Annotated in this window: 23 protein-coding genes; 8 read left to right on the top strand and 15 right to left on the bottom strand. The window is 64.9% G+C overall.

The genetic code is table 11. From position 1 onward, the window contains the following. Positions 1–206 precede the first annotated feature (206 nt). On the bottom strand, positions 207–1,091 hold the full coding sequence (prmC, locus tag SO156_RS30450) for a peptide chain release factor N(5)-glutamine methyltransferase (RefSeq protein WP_458148314.1): 885 nt from the start codon (positions 1,089–1,091) through the stop codon (positions 207–209). 99 nt (positions 1,092–1,190) lie between these two features. On the opposite strand from prmC, the gene SO156_RS30445 reads away from it, so the two are divergent. Beyond that, a complete protein-coding gene (locus tag SO156_RS30445) occupies positions 1,191–1,616 on the top strand; it encodes an HIT domain-containing protein (protein WP_458148313.1) in 426 nt (141 codons plus the stop codon). Between the two features lie 14 nt (positions 1,617–1,630). Here SO156_RS30445 and SO156_RS30440 read toward each other — a convergent pair whose 3' ends face one another. The 4 genes from SO156_RS30440 to SO156_RS30425 all read right to left on the bottom strand — a co-directional run bounded on the left by SO156_RS30440 (position 1,631) and on the right by SO156_RS30425 (position 6,527). Beyond that, on the bottom strand, positions 1,631–2,329 hold the full coding sequence (locus SO156_RS30440; RefSeq protein WP_458148312.1) for an ABC transporter ATP-binding protein: 699 nt from the start codon (positions 2,327–2,329) through the stop codon (positions 1,631–1,633). Continuing rightward, positions 2,326–4,188 (bottom strand): branched-chain amino acid ABC transporter ATP-binding protein/permease, encoded by a 1,863-nt coding sequence (locus SO156_RS30435; RefSeq protein WP_458148311.1) that lies wholly within the window; start codon positions 4,186–4,188, stop codon positions 2,326–2,328. Before SO156_RS30435 ends, SO156_RS30440 begins: the two co-directional genes overlap by 4 nt. Before the next feature lie 11 nt (positions 4,189–4,199). Further along, a complete protein-coding gene (locus SO156_RS30430) occupies positions 4,200–5,075 on the bottom strand; it encodes a branched-chain amino acid ABC transporter permease (RefSeq protein ID WP_498537333.1) in 876 nt (291 codons plus the stop codon). A gap of 105 nt (positions 5,076–5,180) precedes the next feature. Further along, positions 5,181–6,527, bottom strand: a complete 1,347-nt coding sequence (locus SO156_RS30425; RefSeq protein WP_458148309.1) for a substrate-binding protein — start codon at positions 6,525–6,527, stop codon at positions 5,181–5,183. A gap of 335 nt (positions 6,528–6,862) precedes the next feature. Here SO156_RS30425 and SO156_RS30420 point away from each other — a divergent pair, with 335 nt between their 5' ends. Together SO156_RS30420 and SO156_RS30415 are read left to right on the top strand one after the other, a co-directional pair. Beyond that, positions 6,863–7,375, top strand: a complete 513-nt coding sequence (locus SO156_RS30420; protein ID WP_498537332.1) for a hypothetical protein — start codon at positions 6,863–6,865, stop codon at positions 7,373–7,375. Between the two features lie 260 nt (positions 7,376–7,635). Then, positions 7,636–8,043 (top strand): MarR family winged helix-turn-helix transcriptional regulator, encoded by a 408-nt coding sequence (locus SO156_RS30415; RefSeq protein ID WP_498537331.1) that lies wholly within the window; start codon positions 7,636–7,638, stop codon positions 8,041–8,043. Positions 8,044–8,140: 97 nt separating this feature from the next. Here SO156_RS30415 and prfA read toward each other — a convergent pair whose 3' ends face one another. The 3 genes from prfA to SO156_RS30400 all read right to left on the bottom strand — a co-directional run bounded on the left by prfA (position 8,141) and on the right by SO156_RS30400 (position 13,094). Beyond that, positions 8,141–9,226, bottom strand: a complete 1,086-nt coding sequence (prfA, locus tag SO156_RS30410; RefSeq protein ID WP_498537330.1) for a peptide chain release factor 1 — start codon at positions 9,224–9,226, stop codon at positions 8,141–8,143. A 57-nt stretch (positions 9,227–9,283) separates the two neighbouring features. After that, complete coding sequence (gene ptsP / locus SO156_RS30405; protein ID WP_458148305.1) at positions 9,284–11,551, bottom strand: phosphoenolpyruvate--protein phosphotransferase; 2,268 nt, start codon at positions 11,549–11,551, stop codon at positions 9,284–9,286. A 286-nt stretch (positions 11,552–11,837) separates the two neighbouring features. After that, entirely contained in the window at positions 11,838–13,094 is a 1,257-nt protein-coding gene (locus SO156_RS30400) for an aspartate kinase (protein WP_458148304.1), read from the bottom strand. A 148-nt stretch (positions 13,095–13,242) separates the two neighbouring features. Between SO156_RS30400 and SO156_RS30395 the strand changes: the two genes are divergently transcribed. From SO156_RS30395 to SO156_RS30380, 4 genes are all read left to right on the top strand, one after another. After that, positions 13,243–13,710 carry a PH domain-containing protein gene (locus SO156_RS30395; protein ID WP_498537329.1) on the top strand — a complete coding sequence of 156 codons (468 nt, stop codon included), beginning with the start codon at positions 13,243–13,245 and terminating at the stop codon, positions 13,708–13,710. A gap of 14 nt (positions 13,711–13,724) precedes the next feature. After that, a complete protein-coding gene (gene ubiG, locus SO156_RS30390; protein ID WP_458148302.1) occupies positions 13,725–14,498 on the top strand; it encodes a bifunctional 2-polyprenyl-6-hydroxyphenol methylase/3-demethylubiquinol 3-O-methyltransferase UbiG in 774 nt (257 codons plus the stop codon). A 112-nt stretch (positions 14,499–14,610) separates the two neighbouring features. Next, a complete protein-coding gene (locus tag SO156_RS30385; RefSeq protein WP_498537328.1) occupies positions 14,611–14,925 on the top strand; it encodes a GIY-YIG nuclease family protein in 315 nt (104 codons plus the stop codon). Between the two features lie 221 nt (positions 14,926–15,146). Then, a complete protein-coding gene (locus tag SO156_RS30380) occupies positions 15,147–16,046 on the top strand; it encodes an EamA family transporter (RefSeq protein ID WP_458148300.1) in 900 nt (299 codons plus the stop codon). Between the two features lie 108 nt (positions 16,047–16,154). Here SO156_RS30380 and SO156_RS30375 read toward each other — a convergent pair whose 3' ends face one another. Genes SO156_RS30375 through SO156_RS30360 form a run of 4 tightly spaced genes read right to left on the bottom strand, consistent with a single transcriptional unit; the run spans position 16,155 to position 18,644 of the window. Next, positions 16,155–16,634 carry a DUF1178 family protein gene (locus tag SO156_RS30375; RefSeq protein WP_458148299.1) on the bottom strand — a complete coding sequence of 160 codons (480 nt, stop codon included), beginning with the start codon at positions 16,632–16,634 and terminating at the stop codon, positions 16,155–16,157. Beyond that, positions 16,631–17,527, bottom strand: coding sequence for a carbon-nitrogen hydrolase family protein (locus tag SO156_RS30370; RefSeq protein WP_458148298.1), 897 nt, complete (start codon positions 17,525–17,527; stop codon positions 16,631–16,633). Before SO156_RS30370 ends, SO156_RS30375 begins: the two co-directional genes overlap by 4 nt. Next, positions 17,524–17,799 carry a glutaredoxin 3 gene (gene grxC, locus SO156_RS30365; protein WP_458148297.1) on the bottom strand — a complete coding sequence of 92 codons (276 nt, stop codon included), beginning with the start codon at positions 17,797–17,799 and terminating at the stop codon, positions 17,524–17,526. Before grxC ends, SO156_RS30370 begins: the two co-directional genes overlap by 4 nt. A 35-nt stretch (positions 17,800–17,834) precedes the next feature. Continuing rightward, positions 17,835–18,644: a ComF family protein gene (locus SO156_RS30360; RefSeq protein WP_498537327.1), complete on the bottom strand. Its 810-nt coding sequence runs from the start codon at positions 18,642–18,644 to the stop codon at positions 17,835–17,837. A gap of 64 nt (positions 18,645–18,708) precedes the next feature. Between SO156_RS30360 and SO156_RS30355 the strand changes: the two genes are divergently transcribed. After that, positions 18,709–19,557, top strand: a complete 849-nt coding sequence (locus SO156_RS30355) for a methyltransferase domain-containing protein (protein ID WP_498537326.1) — start codon at positions 18,709–18,711, stop codon at positions 19,555–19,557. A 118-nt stretch (positions 19,558–19,675) separates the two neighbouring features. Here SO156_RS30355 and SO156_RS30350 read toward each other — a convergent pair whose 3' ends face one another. The 3 genes from SO156_RS30350 to SO156_RS30340 all read right to left on the bottom strand — a co-directional run bounded on the left by SO156_RS30350 (position 19,676) and on the right by SO156_RS30340 (position 22,380). Next, positions 19,676–20,086: a (deoxy)nucleoside triphosphate pyrophosphohydrolase gene (locus tag SO156_RS30350; RefSeq protein WP_498537325.1), complete on the bottom strand. Its 411-nt coding sequence runs from the start codon at positions 20,084–20,086 to the stop codon at positions 19,676–19,678. Positions 20,087–20,091: 5 nt separating this feature from the next. Further along, positions 20,092–21,333, bottom strand: coding sequence for a bifunctional glutamate N-acetyltransferase/amino-acid acetyltransferase ArgJ (argJ, locus tag SO156_RS30345; RefSeq protein WP_498537324.1), 1,242 nt, complete (start codon positions 21,331–21,333; stop codon positions 20,092–20,094). A 123-nt stretch (positions 21,334–21,456) separates the two neighbouring features. Beyond that, the gene (locus SO156_RS30340) at positions 21,457–22,380 is read right to left on the bottom strand and encodes a peptidylprolyl isomerase (RefSeq protein ID WP_498537323.1); all 924 of its coding nucleotides are present in this window, start codon (positions 22,378–22,380) and stop codon (positions 21,457–21,459) included. Positions 22,381–22,447: the final 67 nt, after the last annotated feature.

The raw sequence follows: 22,447 nt of genomic DNA, 5'->3' as shown, positions 1-22,447 counted from the left end.
GTTCACTTTGCGGTCGGAAAGCAGCGCAGCTCAACGGGCCATCGCGCTTAACAGGACCTGCGGCTTGGAACCTTCAATCCAGTGCAGCTCTCGCCTTGAGAGCCCGGCTCTCGCCCGTTGGTCTACGGGGCCGGCACCGATGTTTGACCGGAACGTAGTCGTTCCCACGGGATATTCCAAGAGGTTTTTGCAGCCCAATCCGGCTTTTATGGGGGCATTTTTCGGGCCGACACGGCCCTTAAGACGCCTGCCAGATCAGCCTTGGGCGGCCTCTCCACCTCTAACGCCGCAGCCACCATCAAGGTTTCAATGCCGCGTGTCTGACCTTGTCCGGCCTCCACAACCAAAGCTCCGCCGGGAGCCAGAAGCTGGGCGGCTTGCGGTATCAGGGCGCGGTAGGCATCGAAGCCGTCATTGCCGCCGTCGAGTGCGAGGCGCGGATCGTAGTCGCGGACCTCGACGCTCAAATTCGCGATGTCGCCCGAGGGAATGTAGGGTGGGTTCGATACGATCAGGTCGAAGGGACCCGTGAGCGCGGCCGCGTAGTAGCAGGCGATGAAGGCGGAACGGTCGGCGAGACCAAGTGCTGCGGAGTTACTCTTTGCGGTGCCGAGCGCGGTCAGGCTGACATCGGTGCCGACGCCGAACGCATCCGGAATCTCGTGCAACAGCGCAAGCAGGATCGCACCTGAACCTACGCCGATATCGGCGATCCGCGGCGGCCTTCCGGAGACGGGACTTTCGCGAAAAATCTCTAGCGCCAACTCGACGACGGTCTCTGTGTCGGGCCGCGGCACCAGCGTTGCGTCCGAGAGCTGAAAGGTGAGGCCCCAAAATTCCTTGGCCCCGAGAATGCGCGCGACCGGTTCGCCCACGAGGCGCCGCTGCGCGTAGCGTTCGAGTTGCGAGACCTCGGTCGCCGTCAGCGGGCGGTCCGCCTGCGTGATCAGCCCGGTCAGATCGAGGCCCAGCACAGCCCCGACGAGCAGACGCGCCTCGATCTCGGCCTCGTCGATGGCGGCCGATCTCAGCCGCGCCGCCAAAATGCGCCGCGTGCTCTCGATGCTGTTTCCGGGAACGAAATCTGCCACCGCTGGACCTGTCCTGCCTGGCACGTGGATAGGACGATGGCCATGCTTGCGTCAACGGAAGCGGTCGCGTTTGATCGGCGAAAACGCACGGTGACAGCCATGACGACCTATGACGATCAGAATGTGTTCGCAAAGATATTGCGCGGCGAAATTCCCTGCCTCAAGGTCTACGAGAACGATCGTGTGCTGGCCTTTCTCGACATCATGCCGCGCTCGCCCGGCCATACCCTGGTGATCCCCAAGGCGCCCGCGCGCGGTATCCTGGACATCGCCGAGGACGACCTTGCCGAGGTGGCACGTGCGGCCAGGCGGATCGCGATCGCGGCGATGAAGGCGTTCGCCGCCGAGGGCATCATTATCCAGCAATTCAGTGAGCCCGCCAGCGGGCAGGTGGTCATGCATCTGCACATGCACGTCATGCCGGTCAGGGCAGGCGTCGAATTGCTGCCGCCGCAGACGCGACAGGAGGATCCCGCGGTGCTGGCCGACCACGCCAGGCGGCTGATGGCCGCGCTCGGCGGTTGATCCGGTACGGCGGATCATACGCCGAGCCAGCGTTGCAGGAGTTGCGGCTGCGCCTTCAATTCCTGGGCCGGCCCCTCGTGCACGATGTGGCCGTTGTTGATGATGTAGATGCGCTTGGCGAGTGCCAGCGTTGCCGCAAGATTTTGTTCGACCAGCACGATGGTCTGGCCGGCTGCGGCGAGATCGCCGCATGCTTTGACGAGATCTCGGACGATCACGGGGGCAAGCCCTTCGAACGGCTCGTCCAGCAGGATGATCTTGGGATCGCGCACCAGCGCGCGCGCGATCGCCAGCATCTGCTGTTCGCCGCCCGAGAGCTCGTTGCCGCGATTGCCGCGCCGCTCTTTCAGCCGCGGAAACATCTCGTAGATACGATCGAGCGGCCAGCGATTCTCCGCGGTGAAGCCGGCAATGACGATGTTCTCCTCGACGCTGAGGCTGCCGAAGATACGGCGCTCCTCGTGGACGAGCTGCATGCCGGCCCGAGCAATCCTGTGGCTGCGGCGCCCGGCGATGTCGGTGCCGTCGAAGATCACGGTGCCGCTGCGCGGCGTCACCACGCCCATCAGGCTCTTCAACGTGGTGCTCTTGCCGGCGCCGTTACGGCCGAGCAGGGCGACGACCTCGTGCCGCTCGACGCGCATGGCGACGTCGAACAGGATGTGGGAGTCCCCGTAATAGCTGTTCAGGCCATTGACCTCGATCAGGCTCATGCGGCGATCTCTCCATGCACGCCGCCGAGATAGGCTTCCTGCACGGCAGCGTTGGTCCTGATCTCCTCCGGCGTGCCCTCGAGCAGCACACGGCCCTCCTGGAGCACGGTAACGCGCTCGACCAGCTCGAACAGCGAATCCATGTCGTGGTCGATGATGATCATGGTGCGGTCGCGCGCGATGGCCTTGAGCAGGCGGACGGTCTCGACCCTCTCGCGCGGGCTCATGCCCGCAAGCGGCTCGTCGAGCAGCAACAGGCGAGGCGAGGTTGCGAGCGCGAGCCCGATCTCCAGCCGGCGCTTTTCGCCATAGGCGAGCTCGGCAACCGGCGTGTCGGCCCGCGCGGCCAGATTGACCAGCGCGAGCGTGTGCTCCACCTGCTCGGACAGGCCTTTCACGCTGGAGGGCTTGCGGAACAGGTCGAGGCGGAACTTGCCGCGCAATTTGGCGAGCGCCGCGATCGTCAAGTTCTGCCGCACCGTCAGGCCGGCGAAGAGCTGGTTGACCTGATAGCTCTTGGTGAGCCCAAGCTGGCAGACGTCGGCGATGCGCTGTCCGGTGATGTCGCGGCCTTCGAAGATGATGCGGCCCGAGGTCGGTGCAATCTCGCAGGTCAGCATCTTGAAGAAGGTCGACTTGCCGGCCCCGTTGGGGCCGATGATGCCGCGCAGCTCGCCGTGATTGACGCTGAAGTCGATATCGCTGTTGGCGACGAGGCCGCCATAGCGCTTGGTCAGGCCGGTGGCTTGAAGGATTGGACCCGAATGGCGGCCCGCCGGTGCAGGAACGACAGGCGCTCGTTCCGCTATTTCGGCCTCCGCGGCCTGCGGGTCCACGACTGCTGGCGCTTCCTCGGCCGGAGCGGCGGCGCGCTTGCCCGTGACGAAGCGGTAGAGATCGATGAGGCCGCCGACGATGCCGCCACGCAGAAAGCAGACCAAAGCCACGAAGACGACGCCCAGCACGAGCTTCCAGGCGGCGCCTAATCCCATCGCGGCCTGCAGGAAATCCTGGAGGAACAGCCAGACGGCGGCGCCGACCAGTGGGCCGAACAGCGTGCCGCGGCCGCCGATCGCGGTCTGCATCACGAGCTGCCCGGAGGTGTCGAACGTGAACGCGTCCGGCGGCATGAAGGCTTGCAGCACGCCGAGCAGCCCGCCGGCGAAGCCGGCATAGGCGGCGGCAATCACGAAGGCGGTCAGCTTGTAGCCGTGGATGTTGTGGCCAACCGCGGTGGCACGCAGCGGATTGTCGCGGATCGCGCTGAAGATCGCGCCGACCGGCGAGCGCACGATCCTGAGCGCGATCACGATGCCGATGAAGTAGCAGAGCGCGATGAACTGGTAGAGCGACCAACCGTCGGCGAAGTGCAGCGTGGTGAAGCCGAGATTGAAGCTCGGTGTTGGCACGCCCGGCAGGCCGTTCTCGCCGCCGGTGAAGTCGGCCAGCGGATTGAACTCGACGAAGAAGAACACTTCGGCGATCGCCACCGTGATCATGGCGAAGTAGATGCCGGTGCGGCGCAAGGCGATCAATCCGACGAGGTAGCCGGTCGCTGCCGCGGCGATCATGCCAATGATCAGCGCGCCCAGCACGTTGCCGAAGCCGGCGCGGGTCAGAAGCCAGGCGGCGACGAAGCCTCCGGTGCCGTAGAAGGCGGATTGACCGAATGACAAAAGGCCAGTGAAGCCGAACAGGATGTCGAAGCCGAGGCCGAACAGACCCCAGACCAGGATCCGGTTCACCGTGTTCGGCGCAAAGCCAAGATGAGGCAGCACGACGGGCGCGACGATCAGGCCGGCCGCCGTCAGGATCTCGATCAGATAGGGAAGCTGCCTGGACTTCGCTTGCTTGGACATCAGAGCGTTTCTCATTCGCGCCCCTGCACGCCGAGCAAGCCATGCGGTCGCACCACGAGCACGAGCGTCATCGCAGCAAACAGCATCACATAGGCATAGCCGGGGTTGAACATGGAGGTGACGCTGATGATCTCGCCGGCGATCAGGCCGCCCAGAATGGCGCCCGGGAACGAGCCGACGCCGCCGATCACCACCACCACGAAGGTCTCGACCAGAATGTCGTCGCCAACGCCAGGTGTCAGCGACACCACCGGCGCGTTGATGATGCCGGCAAAGCCGGCGGCCATCGCGCCGATGCCGAACACGACCATGAAGACGCGATAGACATCGATGCCGAGCGAATCCACCATCACGGAATCCTCGATGCCGGCACGCACGATCATGCCGAGCCGGGTCCGGTAGAGCACGAGGAACAGCGCGCCGAGCGCGATCGCGACGATGCCGACCACGGCGAGGCGATAGGTCGGATAGTACATGAAGCCGAGATTGGTGATGCCCTGGAACAGGGGTGGCGGTGGGACGATCTGCGACTGGCTGGAAAAGATCAGCCGCACGATCTCGACGAAGCAGATGCCAAGGCCAAAGGTGACGAGAAGCTGGTCTTCATGCGGACGCTGGTAGAAATGGCGGATGATCACCCGCTCCATCGCGACCCCGAGCAGCATCACGAACAGCGAGCCCGCGATGACGGCGAGGATGAACGAGTGGGTGTACTGAAAGGCGACGAAGCCGGCGTAGCCGCCGATCATGAACATCGCACCATGCGCGAGGTTCAATACGCCGAGCGTGCCGTAGATGATGGTCAGGCCCGAGCTGATCAGTGCGAGCAGCGCGCCGAGCGCGAGCCCGTTGAAGAGCTGGGAGATGAGATTGGGCCAACTGATCATGAATGCGTCTTGATTCCGAGCCGCGCGGACCGACGCGCCGATCCGCAAAAGGCTGACGCCGCAGGCGTGGCAACTGCCTGCGGCGTCATAGGGGTCAACCCAGGTTCACGAGTATTCGCCGAGATGGCAGCCGAACGCGTCCGGCTTCTGCATCAGGCCCTCACCGGGGACGATCTCGACGACGTCGTAATAGTCCTCCTTGTTCTTCATGTCCTTTTCCATCTTGCCCTTGACGATGATGACAGGGCGGACGCACTGATGATCTTCCGCGCGATAGTGGACGTCGCCGACGAAAGAGGGGAGGGTTTCGCCCTTCTCATAGGCCTTGATGACGTCAGGCGGATAGAAGCTGCCGGCTTCCTCGCACATGTGGGCCCAGTGCGCGAAGCTGATATAGGCGTTCTCTGCGCCCCATTCCGGCTTGTAGCCGTACTTCGCCGCGAAGGCGTCGTTGAACATCTTGGCGAGCGGGAACTTGTCCTCGATCGTCCACCAATAGTCGGTCGCGGCGTAGACGCCCTGCATCAGGCCGCCGGTTTCGCGCGCGATGAACGGCACCTGGTAGGGAATCACGAGCTTCATCTTGTCGAGCACGCCGAACTGCTTGGCCTGCTGGGTCGAGAGCACGGCATCGTGTCCCCAGTTGACGTTGATGAGCACGTCGGCGCCGGAGTTCGCGACGTTGAGCAGGTATGAGGAATAGTCGGGAGCGCCCAGCGGCGCGACCTGGTTCGTCGCGGTGGTCCAGCCGGCGCCCGCGAGAAAGTCCTGCATCGACTTGGTCACGGTGTGACCATACGTGTAGTCCGGCGTGAGGTAAGCCGCTTTCTTATTCTTGCCGAAGGCCTTGACCATTACAGGTCCAATTGCCGCGGCGGCCGTCTGGCCGAAGAAGTCCTGACGGAAGCCGTAGCGGACGCAATCCTTGCCGGTGGTATCGTTGGAGCCGGAGATGCCGCAGACGAAGATCACCTTCTCACGCTGCGCGAGCTTGTTCAGTGCGACCGCGACCGCGCTCGACGTGCCGCCGGTGATCATGATCGCCTTGTTCTCGCTGATGAAGCGCTGCTGCGCCTGCACCGCCTCGTTGGGCTTGGCGGCAGAATCGGCGACGCCGAATTTCAGTTCCTTGCCCAGCACGCCCTTGGTCGTCTTGGGCGAGATCTTCTTGATCAGATCATGCCCGCTGTTGATGTGCTCGATCGCGAGCTGATAGCCCTTGAGCTCGTCCTCGCCCTGCACCGCATAGGTGCCGGTGCGCGGCACGGAGATGCCGATGAAGACAGACGAGCCGGAGGCGCCCGCCGGATAGGTGCCGAGCGCGGGCTTGTCGTCGGCGAGGGCGGGCATCGCCGGCAGCAGCGAGCCGCCGATGATGCCGGCACTGCCTTGCAGCAAGCGCCGGCGCGAAAGTCTGGAATTCAAGCCGCGGCTGATGAAGCTGTTCGTCATGATCAAGTTCCTCCCGAGCATGTTTGTTCGGGGGACGTGACCGTTTGCCGCGCTCATCCGGTCTCACCAGCCGAACGCGTCGTGTCACATCCCCGTGTAGCTCTTGCCGCAAGCATTGCTTGTGATGGCTCGCTGTCAATTTCGCCTTTCGTAGGACGACGAAAATTGTCTCGCAAAAACATATCGCATAACGATATATATTAGTCTTTATGAGTACGTGACTTCTGGGTTTGGCAGGCGAGATGACGCGGCAAACGAGAACGGCGAGGGCCAGGAAGCGGCGATCCTGGCCGCGGGAGTCGGGCCGGACTGCGGGCGACGGCGAGGGCCAGCGGATGATGCCGCAGGCGCTCGACGCGCTACGCAACCCGGACGCGCGCAATCGGCCGGACGGCTGGCGCAGCACGCCGGCCGGTCAGTCGAACCCTGCGCCCGGTCCGATGAAGACGCTGAGCGTGCGTGCCCAGAACGTGCTCAAGGAGCTTGCAGTCGAGCTGACGGGTGAGCAGCCGCCGAAGGGCAGCTGGTCGCCGTCACGCGAGCTGCTGCTCGCGCTGACCGCCGAGCGTCTTGCGACCGCGCGCAATTGCGGCCCTCACACGACACGCGAGATCATCGCCTGGGCGCAGGGCTGTGGCGTCACGATCAAGCCGACGATCCGGCCCGGCGGATCACTGTCGGAGATGTGGACGCGGCTGATCGCCAACGCCGCCTCCGGCGCTCTCTCCAGCACCGAGATTGCGGGCGCGTTGCAGCGGTCGATCCGGCGAAGAAGCGTGCGTATCCCGATCGCGTTCCAGATCATCCTGGTGAAGATCCTGCTCTCGAACTTCTCCAACTTCGAATAGAGCATGATCCGGAAAAGTGTGGAGCGGTTTTCCGAAAAGATCATGCTCACACAACAACCTAAAGCGCGATGACGGTTCATCCTAATCTCATCGCGCTTAGGCCGGCGGATAGCTGTGCATCCACGGTGTCGCCCGGTTGGTCTGGAGCCGGCCGCTTGCTAGCCTTGACGCTCCGCTCCTGTCGGCGGTGGTGAGATCGAGGCGGACGGCACGGCATGGTCCAACCGAAGAAGACGCCGGCGCGGCGCGAGAGTGTGGCGATGCGCGAGGCCGACTATCAGGCGCTGGCGCAATTCCGCTACCAGCTGCGAACCTTCCTGGCCTTCAGCGAGGCCGCAGCCCAGCGCGCGGGGCTGACGCCCCAGCAGCATCAGGCACTGCTCGCGATCAAGGGCTATGCCGGACCGGACGCTGCAAGCATCGGCGACGTCGCGCGGTTCCTTTTGATCCGGCATCACACCGCGGTCGAGCTGATGGACCGGATGACGAAGCTCAAGCTGGTCAGCCGGGTTGCCGATCCGAAGGATGCCAGGAAGGTCCGTCTCAGGCTGACGGCCGTCGGCGAACAGAAGCTGCGGGCGCTCTCAAAAATCCATCTTGAAGAGCTGCGCGCGGCAAGCCCGGCCCTGAGCAAGATCCTGCGGTCGTTCCGTACGAAGGGGCGTTAGAGCATGATCCGGAAAAGTGTGGAGCGGTTTTCCGAAAAGATCATGCTCAAACAACAACCTAAAGCGCGATGACGATTCATGCTAATCTCATCGCGCTTTAGGCCGCAGCACCCTGCGCCGCGAGCTGGGCGGCCTGGTGCTCCGTGGTCAGCGCATCGATCAGCTCGCCAAGCGATTCGCCCGCGATCACCTGCGGCAGCTTGTAAAGCGTCAGATTGATGCGGTGGTCGGTGACGCGCCCCTGCGGAAAGTTGTAGGTGCGGATGCGCTCGCTGCGGTCGCCGGAGCCGACCTTCTCCTTGCGGTCGGCCGAGCGCGCCGCCTCGACGCGCTGGCGCTCGGCGTCGTAGATGCGCGAGCGCAGGATGTTCATCGCCGAGGCGCGGTTCTTGTGCTGCGATCGGCTGTCCTGCATCATCACGACGATGCCGGTCGGAATGTGGGTGATGCGGATCGCCGATTCCGTCTTGTTGACGTGCTGGCCGCCGGCGCCGCCCGCGCGCATGGTCTCGATGCGCAGATCCTCGTTCTTGATGTCGACATCGACATCCTCGACCTCGGGCAGCACGGCGACCGTTGCGGCGGAGGTGTGGATGCGGCCTTGCGTCTCGGTGTCGGGCACGCGCTGCACGCGGTGCACGCCGGATTCGAACTTCAGCTTCGAGAATGCGCCGCGGCCCTGCACCTCGGCGATGATTTCCTTGTAGCCGCCGACCGTGCCCTCGCTCGCCGAGATCACCTCGACCTTCCAGCCCTGCAAACCGGCAAAACGCTCATACATCCGGAACAGGTCGCCGGCGAATAGCGAGGCCTCGTCGCCGCCGGTGCCGGCGCGGATTTCCAGCATCACGTTGCGGTCGTCCATGGCGTCCTTGGGCAGCAGTGCCACGCGGATCTTCTGCACGAGATCCTCGATTCTGGACGAGAGCTCGTCGCGCTCGGCCTCGGCCATGCCGCGCATCTCGGCATCGGTCGCGGGATCGGCGATCAGCGCCTCGGTGTCGGCGAGCTCCTTCACCGCAGACCGATAAGTCTTCACCGCGTCGATGAGCGGGCCGATCTCGGCGAGCTCGCGCGTGATCTGCACATAACGCTCGGAGGCGAGCTGGCCGAGCGATTCGGCCTCGAGGGAGGCGTGATGTGCAAGGAGGACGTCCAGTTTGGCTTCGGGGAGTGACGACATCGATCAAGTCTCAGGTGCAAAAAGGGGACGAGTCGGGACGGCTTTCGGACCGGCCCGCTACAACGACAGCCCTTCGGCCTCGGCAAATTGCGTCAGCTTCTGCCGGATCGAGACGGTGCCGGTCGGCGCGTCCAGGAGTGGATCGAGCATCGCGCCGGCCTTCTTGGCATCGAGGTCGAGGACCATCGCCTTCACCGGCCCGAGCGCGGTCGCCGACAGTGACAGCGAGCGGTAGCCCATCGCGATCAGCGCCAGCGCGCCGATCGGCTTGGACGCCATCTCGCCGCACAGCGAGACGGATTTCTTCGCGGCATTGGACTTGCGCACGATCTCGCGCAGCACGCGCAGGATCGGTGCCGACATGGTGTCGAACCGCTCCGAGACCTTGGCGTTGCCGCGATCGACCGCGAACAGGAACTGGAACAAATCGTTGGAGCCGACCGAGATGAAGTCGACCTTCTTCAGGAGCTCGTCGAGTTGGTAGAGCAGCGCCGGCACCTCGACCATGGTGCCGATGTCGATGCGCTCCGGCAGCGTATGGCCGTGCTGGCGCAAATAGGTCAGCTCGCGCTCGACCAGCGCCTTCGCCGAATCGAATTCGCCGACCTCCGAGATCATCGGGAACATCACACGGATCGCGCGGCCGCCGCCGGCGCGCAACAGTGCGCGGATCTGGCCGCGCAGCAGGCCGGGGCGGTCCAGGCCAAGCCGGATCGCGCGCCAGCCGAGCGCGGGATTTTCCTCGATCACCGCCTCCATATAGGGCAGCGCCTTGTCGCCGCCGATATCGAGGGTGCGGAAGGTGACCGGCTTGGTGCCGGCGGCATCGAGCACGGTGCGGTAGAGCGCGAGCTGGTCGCTGGTGCGCGGCAGGCTCTGGCCGACCATGAATTGCAGCTCGGTGCGGAACAGGCCGATGCCGGCACTGCCGGTGTCGTCGATATGGGGCAGGTCGATCGCAAGGCCCGCGTTGATCATCAACTCGACCGCCTCGCCGTCCTTGGTGACGCAGGGACGGTCGCGCAGCGCCAGATACTGCGCCTGGCGGCGCGCGCGGAAACGGACGCGCTCCGCATAGGCGGCCTCGATCTCCTGCGAGGGCCGCACATAGATCGAGCCGGAGGTGCCGTCGACGATGATGGCATCACCGGGATCGGCGATACCCGGCGCGTTCGGCACCTCGCCGACCGCGGGGATGCCGAGCGCGCGCGCCACGATCGAGACATGCGAGTTGGCGGTGCCTTCCTCCAGCACGATGCCGCGCAACCGCTTGCGGTCGTAGTCGAGCAGCGCCGCCGGGCCCATTGCGCGGGCGATGACGATGGCGTTGTCGGGCAGTTGCTCGCGGGACGGCGCGTGGTCCTGGCCGACGAGCTGCCGCATCAGGCGGTAGCCGAGGTCTTCGAGATCGTGCAGGCGGTCGCGCAAATAGGGATCGGTGGAGCGCAGCATGCGCGCGCGGGTGTCGGACTGCACGCGCTCGACCGCGGCTTCCGCGGTGAGGCCGGTCGCGACCGCCTCGTGCAGCTTGTGCGACCAGCCCTGGTCGTTTGCGAACATGCGGTAGGCTTCGAGCACGTCGCGGTGCTCGCCGCCCTCGGCGACGTCGCCGCGCTCCAGCATGCGGTCGAGGTCGGAGCGCAGCTTGGCGAGAGCGGTGTCGAGCCGCTTGATTTCCCTCGGCAGGTCCTCGGCGATGTAGTCCTTGATGACGACGCGCGGCTCGTGCAGCACGACATGGCCGAGCGCGATGCCTTCCGACAGGATCGCGCCGACCTTTTGCGCGGAATGGCGCGCGGCCGGCTCGAGGCCGGGCTGGGCCAGCGCGGACAATTCGCCCGAGGCGATCAGCTCCGCCAGCACCATCGCGGTGGTCTGCAGTGCCTCCAGCTCCTCCTCGACATAATTGCGCTTGGCGCGGTTCTGCACCACCAGCACGCCGAGCGTATTGCCGGCGCGCAGGATCGGCACGCCGAGGAAGGAGTGGTAGATCTCTTCGCCGGTCTCGGGACGGAACGAAAAGGCGGGATGGCTCTGGGCGTCGCTGAGGTTGAGCGGGGTCGCCTCGCTGGCGACGAGGCCGACCAGGCCCTCATGGGCGCTCAGCACCGTATGGTGCACGGCCTCGCGGTTGAGGCCTTCGGTGGCGTAGAGCTCGAGGGTGTTGTCGACGCGCAGCACATAGACCGAGCACACTTCGGCCACCATGTTGGCGGCGATCAGCACCACGATCTTGTCCAGCCGCTCCTGGGCCGAGACCTGCTCCGCCATGGTTTCGCGGAGCCGTCTCAACAAGACGCGGGGACCTCCCGATGCACTCCGCATGTGCCGTCAATCTCCTTCATCTGCCTGGCCCGGCGGGGTAGCCGGCGGCTGGCCCAAAACTCCAGAAAAACAACAAATTTGCTCGTCCGGCGCCGGCACGAGCCCAAATCCTCCGGGATCTGGCGCTTGTGCCGAATCGGCACCGCCTGAACTGGGGCACAGTCTGCGGCAGCCCACCCTGTTCGCCGTATAGCGAATTGAGGCTTGTTTTGCCAAGCAAAACGCCTGCCAAACGCGAAGGTGTGTACACCTTCGCGTTTGCTGCGGCCGCTAACAGAAAATTCGTCTAAACCTGATCGAGACCGTAGAGCGTGTGCAGGGTCCGCACCGCAAGCTCGGTATAGGCGGTGTCGATCAAAACCGAGAATTTGATCTCGGAGGTTGTGATGGCGCGGATGTTGATATTCCGCGCCGCGAGGGCCGAGAACGCCTGGGCAGCGACGCCGGCATGGCTGCGCATGCCGCTGCCGATCACGGAAATTTTGGCGACGTCGGTGGCGCTGTCGAGCCGCGCATAGCCGATCTTGGCCTTGGCAGCGGTGATCGTATCCCTGGCGCGGGCGTAGTCGGTCGCCGGCACCGTGAAGGTCAGGTCGGTGGTCTTGCCGTCCTCGGAGACGTTCTGCACGATCATGTCGACGTTGATGTTGGCGTCTGCGAGCGGCCCGAAGATCGAGGCGGCGACACCCGGCTTGTCCTCGATCTGGCGCACCGAGATCTGGGCCTCGTCCTTGGAGAAGGCGATGCCGGTGACGACGTGGTTTTCCATGATCTCCTCCTCGCTGCAGATCAGCGTGCCGGGCGGCTGGTTGGCATGCGGGTCGATGTCCTCGGGCTTGTCGAAGCTCGAGCGGACGAAGATCGGCATGTTGTGGACCATGCCGAGTTCCACCGAGCGGACCTGGAGCACCTTGGCGCCCTGGGAGGCCAGTTCCAGCATGTCCTCGAACGCGATCTTGTCGAGCCGGCGCGCCTTCGGCACGATCCGCGGGTCGGTGGTGTAGACGCCATCGACATCCGTGTAGATGTCGCAGCGATCCGCCTTGACGGCGGCGGCAATCGCAACCGCCGAGGTGTCGGAGCCGCCGCGGCCGAGCGTGGTGATTCGCCCGGTCTCGGGATTGATGCCCTGGAAGCCGGCGATGACCGCGACCTCTTTGCGCTCCTTGAAGCGGTTGATGATCTCGGTGCCGTCGATGTCCTCGATGCGGGCCGAGGCATGGGCGTCGCTGGTCTTGATCGGGATCTGCCAGCCCTGCCAGGAGCGGGCCTGGATGCCCAGGCTCTGGAGCACGATGGCAAGCAAGCCCGACGTCACCTGCTCGCCGGAGGCGACGACGGCGTCGTATTCGCGCGCATCGTGCATCGGAGAAGCTTCGGTGCACCAGGCGACCAGCTCGTTGGTCTTGCCGGACATCGCCGAGACCACCACGGCAACCTCATGCCCGGCGTCGACCTCGCGCTTCACATGTCGTGCGACGTTGCGGATACGTTCGATATTGGCGACGGACGTGCCGCCGAATTTCATCACGAGGCGGCTCATGACGACGCGTGCATTCCCTCTTGAGGATCAGTATGGTGGCCCGCGCTGGGCGGGGTAGCTGCCGACCGCGCGTATACAGAGCGGCGGGGCCGGGGGCAAGCCGGTTCCTGATGGACCCGTTGGGGCGGGGAATGGGTTAATCGAGGTTATGGCGCGTTATATCGACGAGATCCTGCAGCCCGGCGAGAAGGTGCTGTATTCGACCAATGCGCACTGGATCTTCTATTTCCCGGCGATACTGGCCTGGATCGTGGCCCTGGTCCTGCTTCTGATGTCCCGGCAGACGGCCACGGAGGCGCTCGTGCTGCTCTGCCTCACGGCCTCCGGCCTGGTGGCGCTGGTCGCCCTCTACTGGATGCTGAAGGGCTGGTTCCACCGCTTCACGACCGAAACCGACGTGACCAATTTCAGGGTTGTGCATAAGACCGGGTTGATTACCCGGAAGACCTTTGAAATGAGCCTCGACAAGGTTGAAAGTGTGGATGTCGACCAGAGCATTCTGGGCCGCATCTTCAACTACGGCGATGTGACGATCCGCGGCGTGGGCGAGGGGATCGAGAAGATCGAGACCATCGCGTCCCCACTCGCCTTCCGCAATTCCATCACCGTGCGGTAGGACGGCGCGTTGTCATGAGCATGCAGCAGAATAGTTCCACCGCCACGATGAGCAGCCAGGCCTCGACCGTCGACGCCGGCGAGGTCGCCAAGTTCTCGAAACTCTCCGCCGAGTGGTGGGACCCCAATGGCAAGATGGCCCCGCTGCACAAGATCAATCCGCTGCGGCTCGGCTATATCCGCGACGCCGCCTGCCGCAAGTTCGAGCGCAATGTGCGCAGCCTCAACTGCCTCGGAAGCCTGCGCGTGCTCGACATCGGTTGCGGCGCGGGCCTGCTCTGCGAGCCGCTGTCGCGGCTCGGGGCGCAGGTCATCGGCATCGATCCCTCGGCAAGCAACATCGCCGCCGCAAAGCTGCATGCCGACAAGGGCCACCTGTCGATCGACTACCGCTGCACAACGGTCGAGGAGGTCGATCCGCGCGAGCGCTTCGACATCGTGCTGGCGATGGAGGTGGTGGAGCACGTCACCGACGTCGGCGTCTTCTTAAGCCGCTGCGCCGCGATGCTGAAGCCGAACGGGCTGATGGTGGTCTCGACGCTGAACCGCAACTGGAAGAGCTTTGCGCTCGCCATCGTCGGCGCCGAATACGTGCTGCGCTGGCTGCCGCGCGGCACCCATGAGTGGAACAAGTTCGTCACCCCCGACGAGCTCGCCAAATATCTGCTCGACAACCGCCTCGTCATCACCGAGCAAACCGGCGTCGTCTACTCGCCCTTCGCCGACAAATGGAGCCTCTCCCCCGACATGGACGTGAACTACATGGTCGTGGCGGAAGGGATGGTGTGAGGCTGGCTGTGAATAGGACACGAGCATCCGCCCCACGGTCGATGTCGTCCCTGCGAACGCAGGGACCCATAACCACAGGCCCAAGTCGTTAGCCGAGACAGGCGTTCCGAGCATGTATTACGTCTACATCCTCGCGAGCCGCCATCACGGAACACTTTATATCGGGATCACCAACTCGCTTCAGAAACGCTTGCAAGAGCACCGGAGCGGCAAGGGTTCGGAATTCGTTAAACGCTACGGAGTGCATCGGCTTGTCTACACCGAGGCCTTTGAGCAGGCGGAAGTCGCGATTGCCCGCGAAAAGCAGCTGAAGCGCTGGAAGCGCGACTGGAAGATCGACCTGATCGAGCGCGATGGCGTGACCTCAGCGACTTACTGGTTTGAGGCGGCGGTCGGGACCACCTACCCCCAACTGTCGTCCCTGTGAACGCAGGAACCCATCCTGCGGAATCTATCGGTGGCGAACGGTGTTGGATGCGCGGGTTGGCAGCCTTCGCATAGCTACTCCCTGGGGTATGGGTCCCTGCGTTCGCAGGGACGACAGGGAGTTTGTGGCGCGGGCATCGCTCCCATGACGTCGCCGCGGTTGACCGCGCAGGCCTCAGCTTGCAGGTTGGCCGCAATCGATTCCTGTTCTAGCTCCCGCCCATGCTCACCGTTACCAGCCTCTGGATTCCTTTCACCGTCATCGCTGCGCTCGGGCAGGTGGCTCGCAATGCGATGCAGCGGTCGCTGACGAAGCCGCTGGGCACCTGGGGCGCGACCAACATTCGCTTCCTGTTCGGCTTCCCGTTCTCGGTGCTGTTCCTCGCCGTGGTGCTGGTCGCCTCCGGCGATCATCTCAGCATGCCGCCGTCGGTGTTCTGGCCGTGGCTGCTGCTCGGTGCGCTCAGCCAGATCGTCGCCACCGGACTGATGCTGCTCGCCATGAACGATCGCTCCTTCGTGGTGACGACGGCTTACCTGAAGACCGAAGCGATTCAGACCGCGATCTTCGGCTTCGTCTTTCTCGGCGATCACCTGACCTGGCTCAAGGTGCTGGCGATCGTGATCGCGACCGTTGGTGTCGTCACCACCGCGCTGCGTCCCGGTGGCGAGAAAAGCTTCGCCGAATTGAAGCCGACCATCACCGGCCTCGTCGCCGCCGCAGCGTTCGCACTGTCAGCCGTCGGCTTCCGCGGCGCGATCATCACGGTGCCCGGGGTCACCTTCGTGACGGCGTCCTCGTTCACGCTGGTGCTGGGCTTGTTCGTGCAGACGCTGATCCTGACGATCTACCTGCTGTGGCGCGCGCCAAAGGTCTTGCACGCGATCCTTGGCCTCTGGAAACCGTCGCTGCTCGCCGGCTTCATGGGCGCGTTCGCCTCGCAATTCTGGTTCCTGTCGTTCGCGCTGACTGCCGCGGCCAATGTCCGCACGCTCGCACTGATCGAGGTGCTGTTCGCGCAAGCCGTGGCGTATTACTCGTTCAAGCAGCCGGTCTCGCCGCGCGAGATTTTCGGCATCGTGCTCATCGTGATCGGCGTCGCGGTGCTGGTCGGCGCCTAACCCAAGCTGTCATTCCGGGGCGATGCGCAGCATCGAACCCGGAATCCAGAAGTTGCGGCGCGAGATTCCGGGTTCACGCTGCGCGTGCCCCGGAATGACACCGAGGCGTCAGTTCCTGTCTTCCGGCAGCGTCGGCAGCGGCGACACCTCGATGCCTTCGTCGATCAGCGCCTTGGCCTCGTCCGGCGAAGCCTCGCCATAGATCGGGCGGTGCTCCTTGTCGCCATAGTGCATGGCGCGGGCTTCATTCGGAAAGCGCTCGCCGACATTGTCGGCATGCTTCACGATGTGATCGCGGAGCTCCTTCAGCTTGGTGCGCAGCTCGCGCTCCTGCGCCAGCATCAGCGACGTCGGCGTCTGCTGTGCGACCTCGGTCGTCGGCGCGGGCGTGGTCGGCTCGGGCGCGGCGCGTTCGCGGCCCTTCTTGCCGACGATGCGCGGCGCCATGATCGCCTTGTCGACCTTGGCCGAACCGCAGATCGGGCAGGTCACGAGCTTGCGCTTGACCTGCTGGTCGTAAGCTGACGAGCTCTGGAACCAGCTTTCGAACTCGTGGTCCCGCTCGCAGCGGAGCGCATAGCGTATCATGCCGATCCCCGCACCAGGTGCAGATGGTCAGGGCCTGCCTTCGGATCGGCGACGCCGAAGCGGCGGCCATGTTGCAGCGAGGGAATCGCCCTGCGCGCGGTCTCGACCTTGCCCGGATCGATCTTGGCCATGATGACGCCCGGCTCGACATCGCCCTCGGCGAGGATCTCGCCCCAGGGATCGATGATCAGCGAGTGACCATAGGTCTCGCGCTTGTTCTCGTGCAGCCCGGCCTGCGCCGCGGCAAACACGAAGCACCCGGTCTCGATTGCGCGCGAGCGCAGCAGCACATGCCAATGCGCTTCGCCGGTCTTGCGGGTGAAGGCCGAGGGCACGGTGATGAACGACGCGCCAGCCTCTGCCAGCGCGCGATAGAGCGCGGGGAAGCGCACGTCGTAGCAGATCGTGAGCCCGACGCGGCCCCAGGGCAGGTCGGAGATCACAGCCGTCTCACCCGGCTGGTAGTTGGCGGATTCGCGATAGCTCTCGCCGTCCGGCAGCTCGATGTCGAACATGTGGATCTTGTCGTAGCTCGCCAGCACATTGCCGTCGGGCCCGATCAGGAAGGAGCGGTTGACCGCCTTTTCCGGCGAATGGCGCAGCGCCAGCGAGCCGATATGCAGATGGATATTCAATTCGGCCGCGAGTGCGCGATAGGCTTTCAGCGACTTGTCGTCCTCTTCGCTGGCGAGGTGATCGAACAGCGCCTTGCGGTTCAGCTGCATCATGTTGCTGACTTCGGGCGTCTGCACGTAATTCGCGCCGTTCGCCGCCGCCTTTCGAATCAGCTTGTTCGCCTGCTCGAAACTCGGTTCAGGCAGAAGACCGGTGCGCATCTGCACCATGGCGGCGGTGAAGGTACGATCCTGCGCTTGAGCTTGATTCTGGCTCATGAGACCGCCTTGACGCTTTCGAGCAGTGCATCGAGCTTGCCTTCGCGATCGAGCGAATAGAGCTCGTCGCAGCCACCAACATGCGTCTCGCCGATCCAGATCTGCGGGAATGTCGAGCCCTCGCCGGCGCGGTCATACATCTCCTGGCGCCACGACGGGTTCTTGGCGATGTCGAACTCGGTGAAGGCGGCTTTCTTGCGGGTCAACAGCGACCTGGCGGCGGAACAATAGCCGCAGCCTGGCCGGGTGTAGATCTCGACAGCAGCAGTCATGTCGGGTGGCGCTCTCGTTTCATGAATTGATTGAATTATATGGGACGGGACCCGGTCTCCACAACCCGGGCAAAGACCAGTGCGTCGACCTGCGTCGCCTTGGCGCGGAGCAAGGCCCGGGCGCAGGCATCCAGTGTCGCACCGGAGGTCAGGACGTCATCTATGAGGACAATGCGCCGGCCCTGTACCTCGGCTTGGTGGTCGGCAGATACCTGGAATGCGCCCTGCACGTTGGTGGTGCGCTGGGCGCGCGACAGCCCAATCTGCTGCTCGGTGGCGCGGACCCGGCGCAAGACGTCGCCTTTCACCTTGACTCCGCTCTGGCGCTCGATCACGCGCGCCAGAGCGCCCGACTGGTTGTAGCGGCGGCGCCAGGCCCGCCGCCAATGCAGGGGCACTGGCACCAGCATGTCGGCCTCGCTGAGCAACTCGCGCCCTGCGCGCGCCATCCAGCGGCCCATGGTGGGCGCAAGATCGGTGCGGTCCTGGTACTTCAGCGAATGCACCAGCGTGCGTGCGACGTCGTCATAGCGCACGGCGGCGCGCGCCCGATGGTAGGCGGGCGGACTGGCAATTGCCTCCATCGACAGCATCTCGGGGCCGGGATCATAGACGAAGGGAATGCCAAGTCGCGGGCAGTAGGGCGGGGCGATGAACGACAGCTTTGCCCAACAGGCCGCACACACGCCCTCGCCATCGACCGGTTCGCGGCAAGACACGCACAGGGTCGGCAGCGCGATGTCGAGTGCGAGCCTTGCCACGCGTGACAGCATGCGCTGGCCGACCGAGAGCGCCCCACGCCAATGGGCGGAGATGGAACGGGACGGGACGGTTTCGGCTTCCATGAACGAAGGCTAGCGCCGCTCACAACGGATTGCCAGACCCGTCGAGATCGGCGTAACCAGCAGCATGGCGCAAACCCCGCAAATCCCGCCCGCCCTGTTTGATCGTGCGCTGCTGCATGTGCGGCAGTCCCGTGCGCGCGTGCAGGGGCCTGTCAGCTTCCTGCTCGATCGCGTCGACGAGGACATGGCCGATCGGCTTGCCGCAGTGATGCGCGAATTTGGCGCCGTTGCCGATCTCTGGACCCCCGGCGACGGCCTGTCGGCGCTGCGCACGCGCTTTGGCAACGTGCAACGGATCGAGCTCGATGCTGCGGGCGAGGAGAAGCTGCCGCTGGCGCCGGAAAGCCTCGATCTCGTGGCGTCTGCGCTGGCACTGCAATTCGTCAATGATTTGCCGGGTGTGCTCGCGCAGATCCGTCGCGCGCTGAGGCCCGACGGCCTGCTGCTCGCCGCGATGATCGGCGGCGACAGTCTCACCGAGCTCAGGCAGGCCTTTGCCGCGGCCGAAGCCGAATGCGAGGGCGGGGTATCGCCGCGCGTCGCGCCGTTCGCTGACCTGCGCGACATCGGTGCGCTGTTGCAGCGGGCTGGCTTTGCGCTGCCGGTCACCGACGTCGACCGCATCGTCGTGCGTTACGCGAATGCCTTCGCGCTGATGCAGGATTTGCGGCGCATGGGCGCAGCCAACGTGCTGATCGAGCGGCGGCGCACGCCGACGCGGCGCGCGACGATGCTGCGGATGGCCGAGGTCTATGCCGAGCGCTTTGCGGATTCCGACGGCCGTATCCGCGCGACGTTCGACATCATCTGGCTCTCCGGCTGGGCGCCGCATGCCAGCCAGCAGCAGCCGCTCAAGCCCGGCTCGGCCAAGGCGAGTCTTGCGGACGCCGTGAAGAAGGCGGGGAAGACGTAAGCCACACACTGTCATTCCGGGGCGGTCCGCAGGACCCGAACCCGGAATCCGGAAGTTGTGGCGCGAGATTCCGGGTTCGCGCTTGCGCGCGCCCCGGAATGACGATGCAAGAGCATCGTCACATCAGCAGATCGATCAAATGCGGGATCAGCGGGATGTCCGCCGGCGGCATCGGATAGTCGCGCAGCTTGTTGGCGCGGACCCAGGCGAGGGTCTGGCCTTCGCGTGCCGCCACCATCCCTTCCCAGCGGCGGCAGATGTAGAGCGGCATCAACAAATGGAACGTCTCGTAGGCGTGGCTTGCGAAGGTGAGCGGTGCCAGGCACGGCTCGCTGACGGTGATGCCGAGCTCCTCGTGCAGCTCGCGAATGAGGCTCTGCTCCGGCCGCTCGCCCGGCTCGAGCTTGCCGCCGGGAAACTCCCAGAGGCCGGCAAGTGCCTTGCCCGCGGGGCGCTGCGCGATCAGGACGCGCTTGTCGGCGTCGATGAGCGCGCAGGCCACCACCAATGTCAGCTTGAGTTCGGCCATGACGCCTATGAGCGATAATCGCCGTTGATCGCGACATATTCCTTGGTGAGGTCGCAGGTCAGCACGCGGTCGCGGCCCTTGCCGAGGCCGAGCGAGACCTTGATCGCGATCTCCGGTGCCTTCATCGCCTCCGACACCTGCGCTTCATCATAGGACGGATCGCGCGCGCCGCTCTTGGCGACGCGGATGCCGTTGAAGGAGATCGACAGCTTGTCGCGATCGGCGGGCTCGCCGGCCTTGCCCACCGCCATGACTACGCGGCCCCAATTGGCGTCCTCGCCGGCGATCGCAGTCTTCACCAGCGGCGAGTTCGCAATCGACATCGCGATCTTGCGCGCCGACGCCCTGGTCTTGGCGCCTTCCACGGTGATCTCGACCAGCTTGCGCGCGCCTTCGCCGTCGCGGGCGACCTGCTCGGCGAGATTGGCGAGCACCTCGTTGAACGCCTTGACGAAGGCCTTCAGGCGCGGGTCGCTGGCGCGGCTGATCTTTGGTGCGCCGTGCTGGGCTGCCGCTCCGGTCGCGAAGGCCAGCAGCGTGTCCGAAGTCGAGGTATCGCCGTCGATCGTCACCGCGTTGAACGTGTCCTCGACGCCGCTCTTGAGCAGCGCCTGCAGCGCGGCTGGTGCGATCGGCGCGTCGGTGAAAATGAACGACAGCATCGTCGCCATGTCAGGCGCGATCATGCCGGCTCCCTTGGCCATGCCGTTGATGGTGACCTTGGCCTTGCCGAGCTTCACGGTTCTGGTTGCGACCTTCGGGAAGGTGTCGGTGGTCATGATCGCCTTCGCCGCTGCGAGATAATCGCCGGACTCGGCGGTCTCCGCGAGACGGCCCAGCACGCCGTCGAATTTGGTCGCATCCAGGGGCTCGCCGATCACGCCGGTCGATGCGAGAAAAATCTCGCCCTCGCTGCAGCCGACGGCCTTGGCCGCGATCTTCGCGGTCAGCGCGGTCGATGCCCGGCCGGTCTTGCCGGTAAAGGCATTGGCATTGCCGGAATTGACGACCAGCGCGCGCGCCTTGCCGCCCTTCAGCTTGGCGCGGCACCATTCCACCGGTGCAGAGGGGCATTTCGACCTGGTGAAGACGCCGGCGACCGCGGTACCCTTGTCCAGAAGGGCGAGCAGCACGTCGGTGCGGTTCTTGTAGCGGATGCCGGCCTCGGCCGTTGCCAACCTGACGCCCGCGATGACGGGCATGTCGGGAACATGTTTCGGGGCAAGCGGGGAGACGGAGGAGGACATCGCGGGGCGCCTTTTGGGAATCAAATCCAGATAAGCAGATGCCCGGCACGAGGCCGGGCATCACGATGCTTAGATACTATTGGCGTCAGCGAAGTGACAGCGAATTCTTACTTCTTCGCGGTCCTACTTCTTTGCAGGCGGCGCCATCTTGTTGTCGGCCGGCTTGTCAGCCGGCTTCGCCGCCTCGGCCGGCTTGGCCGCGTCGGCAGCCGGCTGGTCGAGCCGCTCGACCTTGGCCTCCGCGCGCAGCTTGGCGACATAGTCGGCCTGCGCCTTGCGGGTGACGTAGTTCTCGATCTGGCCCTTGACCTGGTCGAAATCCGGCGCCTTGCGGCTGCGCTTTTCCTCGACCTTGATGATGTGCCAGCCGAACTGCGACTTCACGGGGTCGGAGATCTTGCCCGGCTCGAGCGCGAACGCGACGGCCGAGAATTCCGGCACCATCTGCTCCTTGGTGAAGAAGCCGAGGTCGCCGCCGTCGGCGGAGCCCGGATCCTTGGACTTCTTCTTGGCAAGCTCGGCGAAATCGGCACCCTTGTCGAGTTCGGCCTTCACGGCCTTGGCCTCGTCCTCGGTCTCGACCAGGATGTGGCGGGCGCGCACTTCCTGCTCGCCGGTGATCTGCTTGGAGGCCTCCTCATAGACCTTCTTCATGGCGTCGGGGGTGGTCGACGTCTTGCCTTCCTGGGCGAGCAGGCTGTCCATCAGGAGCCGGTTGCGGGCGAACGCCAGGCGCTTCTTGAACTCGTCGCCGTCGGCGATCTTCTTGTCCTCGGCGGCCTTGGCGACGATCTTCATGTCGATCAGGAAGGCCAGCACGTTCTCGTCCTTGGTCGCCGGGTCCATCTGCGCGAGCGAGGGCCCCAATTCCTCCTCGGCGAGCGCGACGTCGCTCTTCTTGATCTCCGCGCCATTGACCTTGGCAAGGACCGGGTCGTCGGCGGCCCGGCCGGGACCTGCGATCAGCGCCAGTGCAAGGCAGCCCGCAAGGGCGGTGGCAAGGCCGAAGCGCAGGCCGGTTTTCGTTACCGGGAACGAGGTGGTCATGGAAAATCCTTATCCTGAAGGGGGTATTTGGGCGGGGCGGACACTCGCCCAATCGGGGTGCCTTGGC

Source organism: Bradyrhizobium sp. UFLA05-125, from assembly GCF_059803515.1.
This window is presented reverse-complemented; position numbering and strand designations above follow the sequence as displayed.

Excerpts from the sequence above, each read along its gene's own strand:
- SO156_RS30445 (WP_458148313.1), top strand. The coding sequence starts at position 1,191 with ATGACGACCTATGACGATCAGAATGTGTTCGCAAAGATATTGCGCGGC.
- SO156_RS30440 (WP_458148312.1), bottom strand. The coding sequence starts at position 2,329 with ATGAGCCTGATCGAGGTCAATGGCCTGAACAGCTATTACGGGGACTCC.
- SO156_RS30435 (WP_458148311.1), bottom strand. The coding sequence starts at position 4,188 with ATGTCCAAGCAAGCGAAGTCCAGGCAGCTTCCCTATCTGATCGAGATC.
- SO156_RS30430 (WP_498537333.1), bottom strand. The coding sequence starts at position 5,075 with ATGATCAGTTGGCCCAATCTCATCTCCCAGCTCTTCAACGGGCTCGCG.
- SO156_RS30425 (WP_458148309.1), bottom strand. The coding sequence starts at position 6,527 with ATGACGAACAGCTTCATCAGCCGCGGCTTGAATTCCAGACTTTCGCGC.
- SO156_RS30420 (WP_498537332.1), top strand. The coding sequence starts at position 6,863 with ATGATGCCGCAGGCGCTCGACGCGCTACGCAACCCGGACGCGCGCAAT.
- SO156_RS30415 (WP_498537331.1), top strand. The coding sequence starts at position 7,636 with ATGCGCGAGGCCGACTATCAGGCGCTGGCGCAATTCCGCTACCAGCTG.
- prfA (WP_498537330.1), bottom strand. The coding sequence starts at position 9,226 with ATGTCGTCACTCCCCGAAGCCAAACTGGACGTCCTCCTTGCACATCAC.
- ptsP (WP_458148305.1), bottom strand. The coding sequence starts at position 11,551 with ATGCGGAGTGCATCGGGAGGTCCCCGCGTCTTGTTGAGACGGCTCCGC.
- SO156_RS30400 (WP_458148304.1), bottom strand. The coding sequence starts at position 13,094 with ATGAGCCGCCTCGTGATGAAATTCGGCGGCACGTCCGTCGCCAATATC.
- SO156_RS30395 (WP_498537329.1), top strand. The coding sequence starts at position 13,243 with ATGGCGCGTTATATCGACGAGATCCTGCAGCCCGGCGAGAAGGTGCTG.
- ubiG (WP_458148302.1), top strand. The coding sequence starts at position 13,725 with ATGAGCATGCAGCAGAATAGTTCCACCGCCACGATGAGCAGCCAGGCC.
- SO156_RS30385 (WP_498537328.1), top strand. The coding sequence starts at position 14,611 with ATGTATTACGTCTACATCCTCGCGAGCCGCCATCACGGAACACTTTAT.
- SO156_RS30380 (WP_458148300.1), top strand. The coding sequence starts at position 15,147 with ATGCTCACCGTTACCAGCCTCTGGATTCCTTTCACCGTCATCGCTGCG.
- SO156_RS30375 (WP_458148299.1), bottom strand. The coding sequence starts at position 16,634 with ATGATACGCTATGCGCTCCGCTGCGAGCGGGACCACGAGTTCGAAAGC.
- SO156_RS30370 (WP_458148298.1), bottom strand. The coding sequence starts at position 17,527 with ATGAGCCAGAATCAAGCTCAAGCGCAGGATCGTACCTTCACCGCCGCC.
- grxC (WP_458148297.1), bottom strand. The coding sequence starts at position 17,799 with ATGACTGCTGCTGTCGAGATCTACACCCGGCCAGGCTGCGGCTATTGT.
- SO156_RS30360 (WP_498537327.1), bottom strand. The coding sequence starts at position 18,644 with ATGGAAGCCGAAACCGTCCCGTCCCGTTCCATCTCCGCCCATTGGCGT.
- SO156_RS30355 (WP_498537326.1), top strand. The coding sequence starts at position 18,709 with ATGGCGCAAACCCCGCAAATCCCGCCCGCCCTGTTTGATCGTGCGCTG.
- SO156_RS30350 (WP_498537325.1), bottom strand. The coding sequence starts at position 20,086 with ATGGCCGAACTCAAGCTGACATTGGTGGTGGCCTGCGCGCTCATCGAC.
- argJ (WP_498537324.1), bottom strand. The coding sequence starts at position 21,333 with ATGTCCTCCTCCGTCTCCCCGCTTGCCCCGAAACATGTTCCCGACATG.
- SO156_RS30340 (WP_498537323.1), bottom strand. The coding sequence starts at position 22,380 with ATGACCACCTCGTTCCCGGTAACGAAAACCGGCCTGCGCTTCGGCCTT.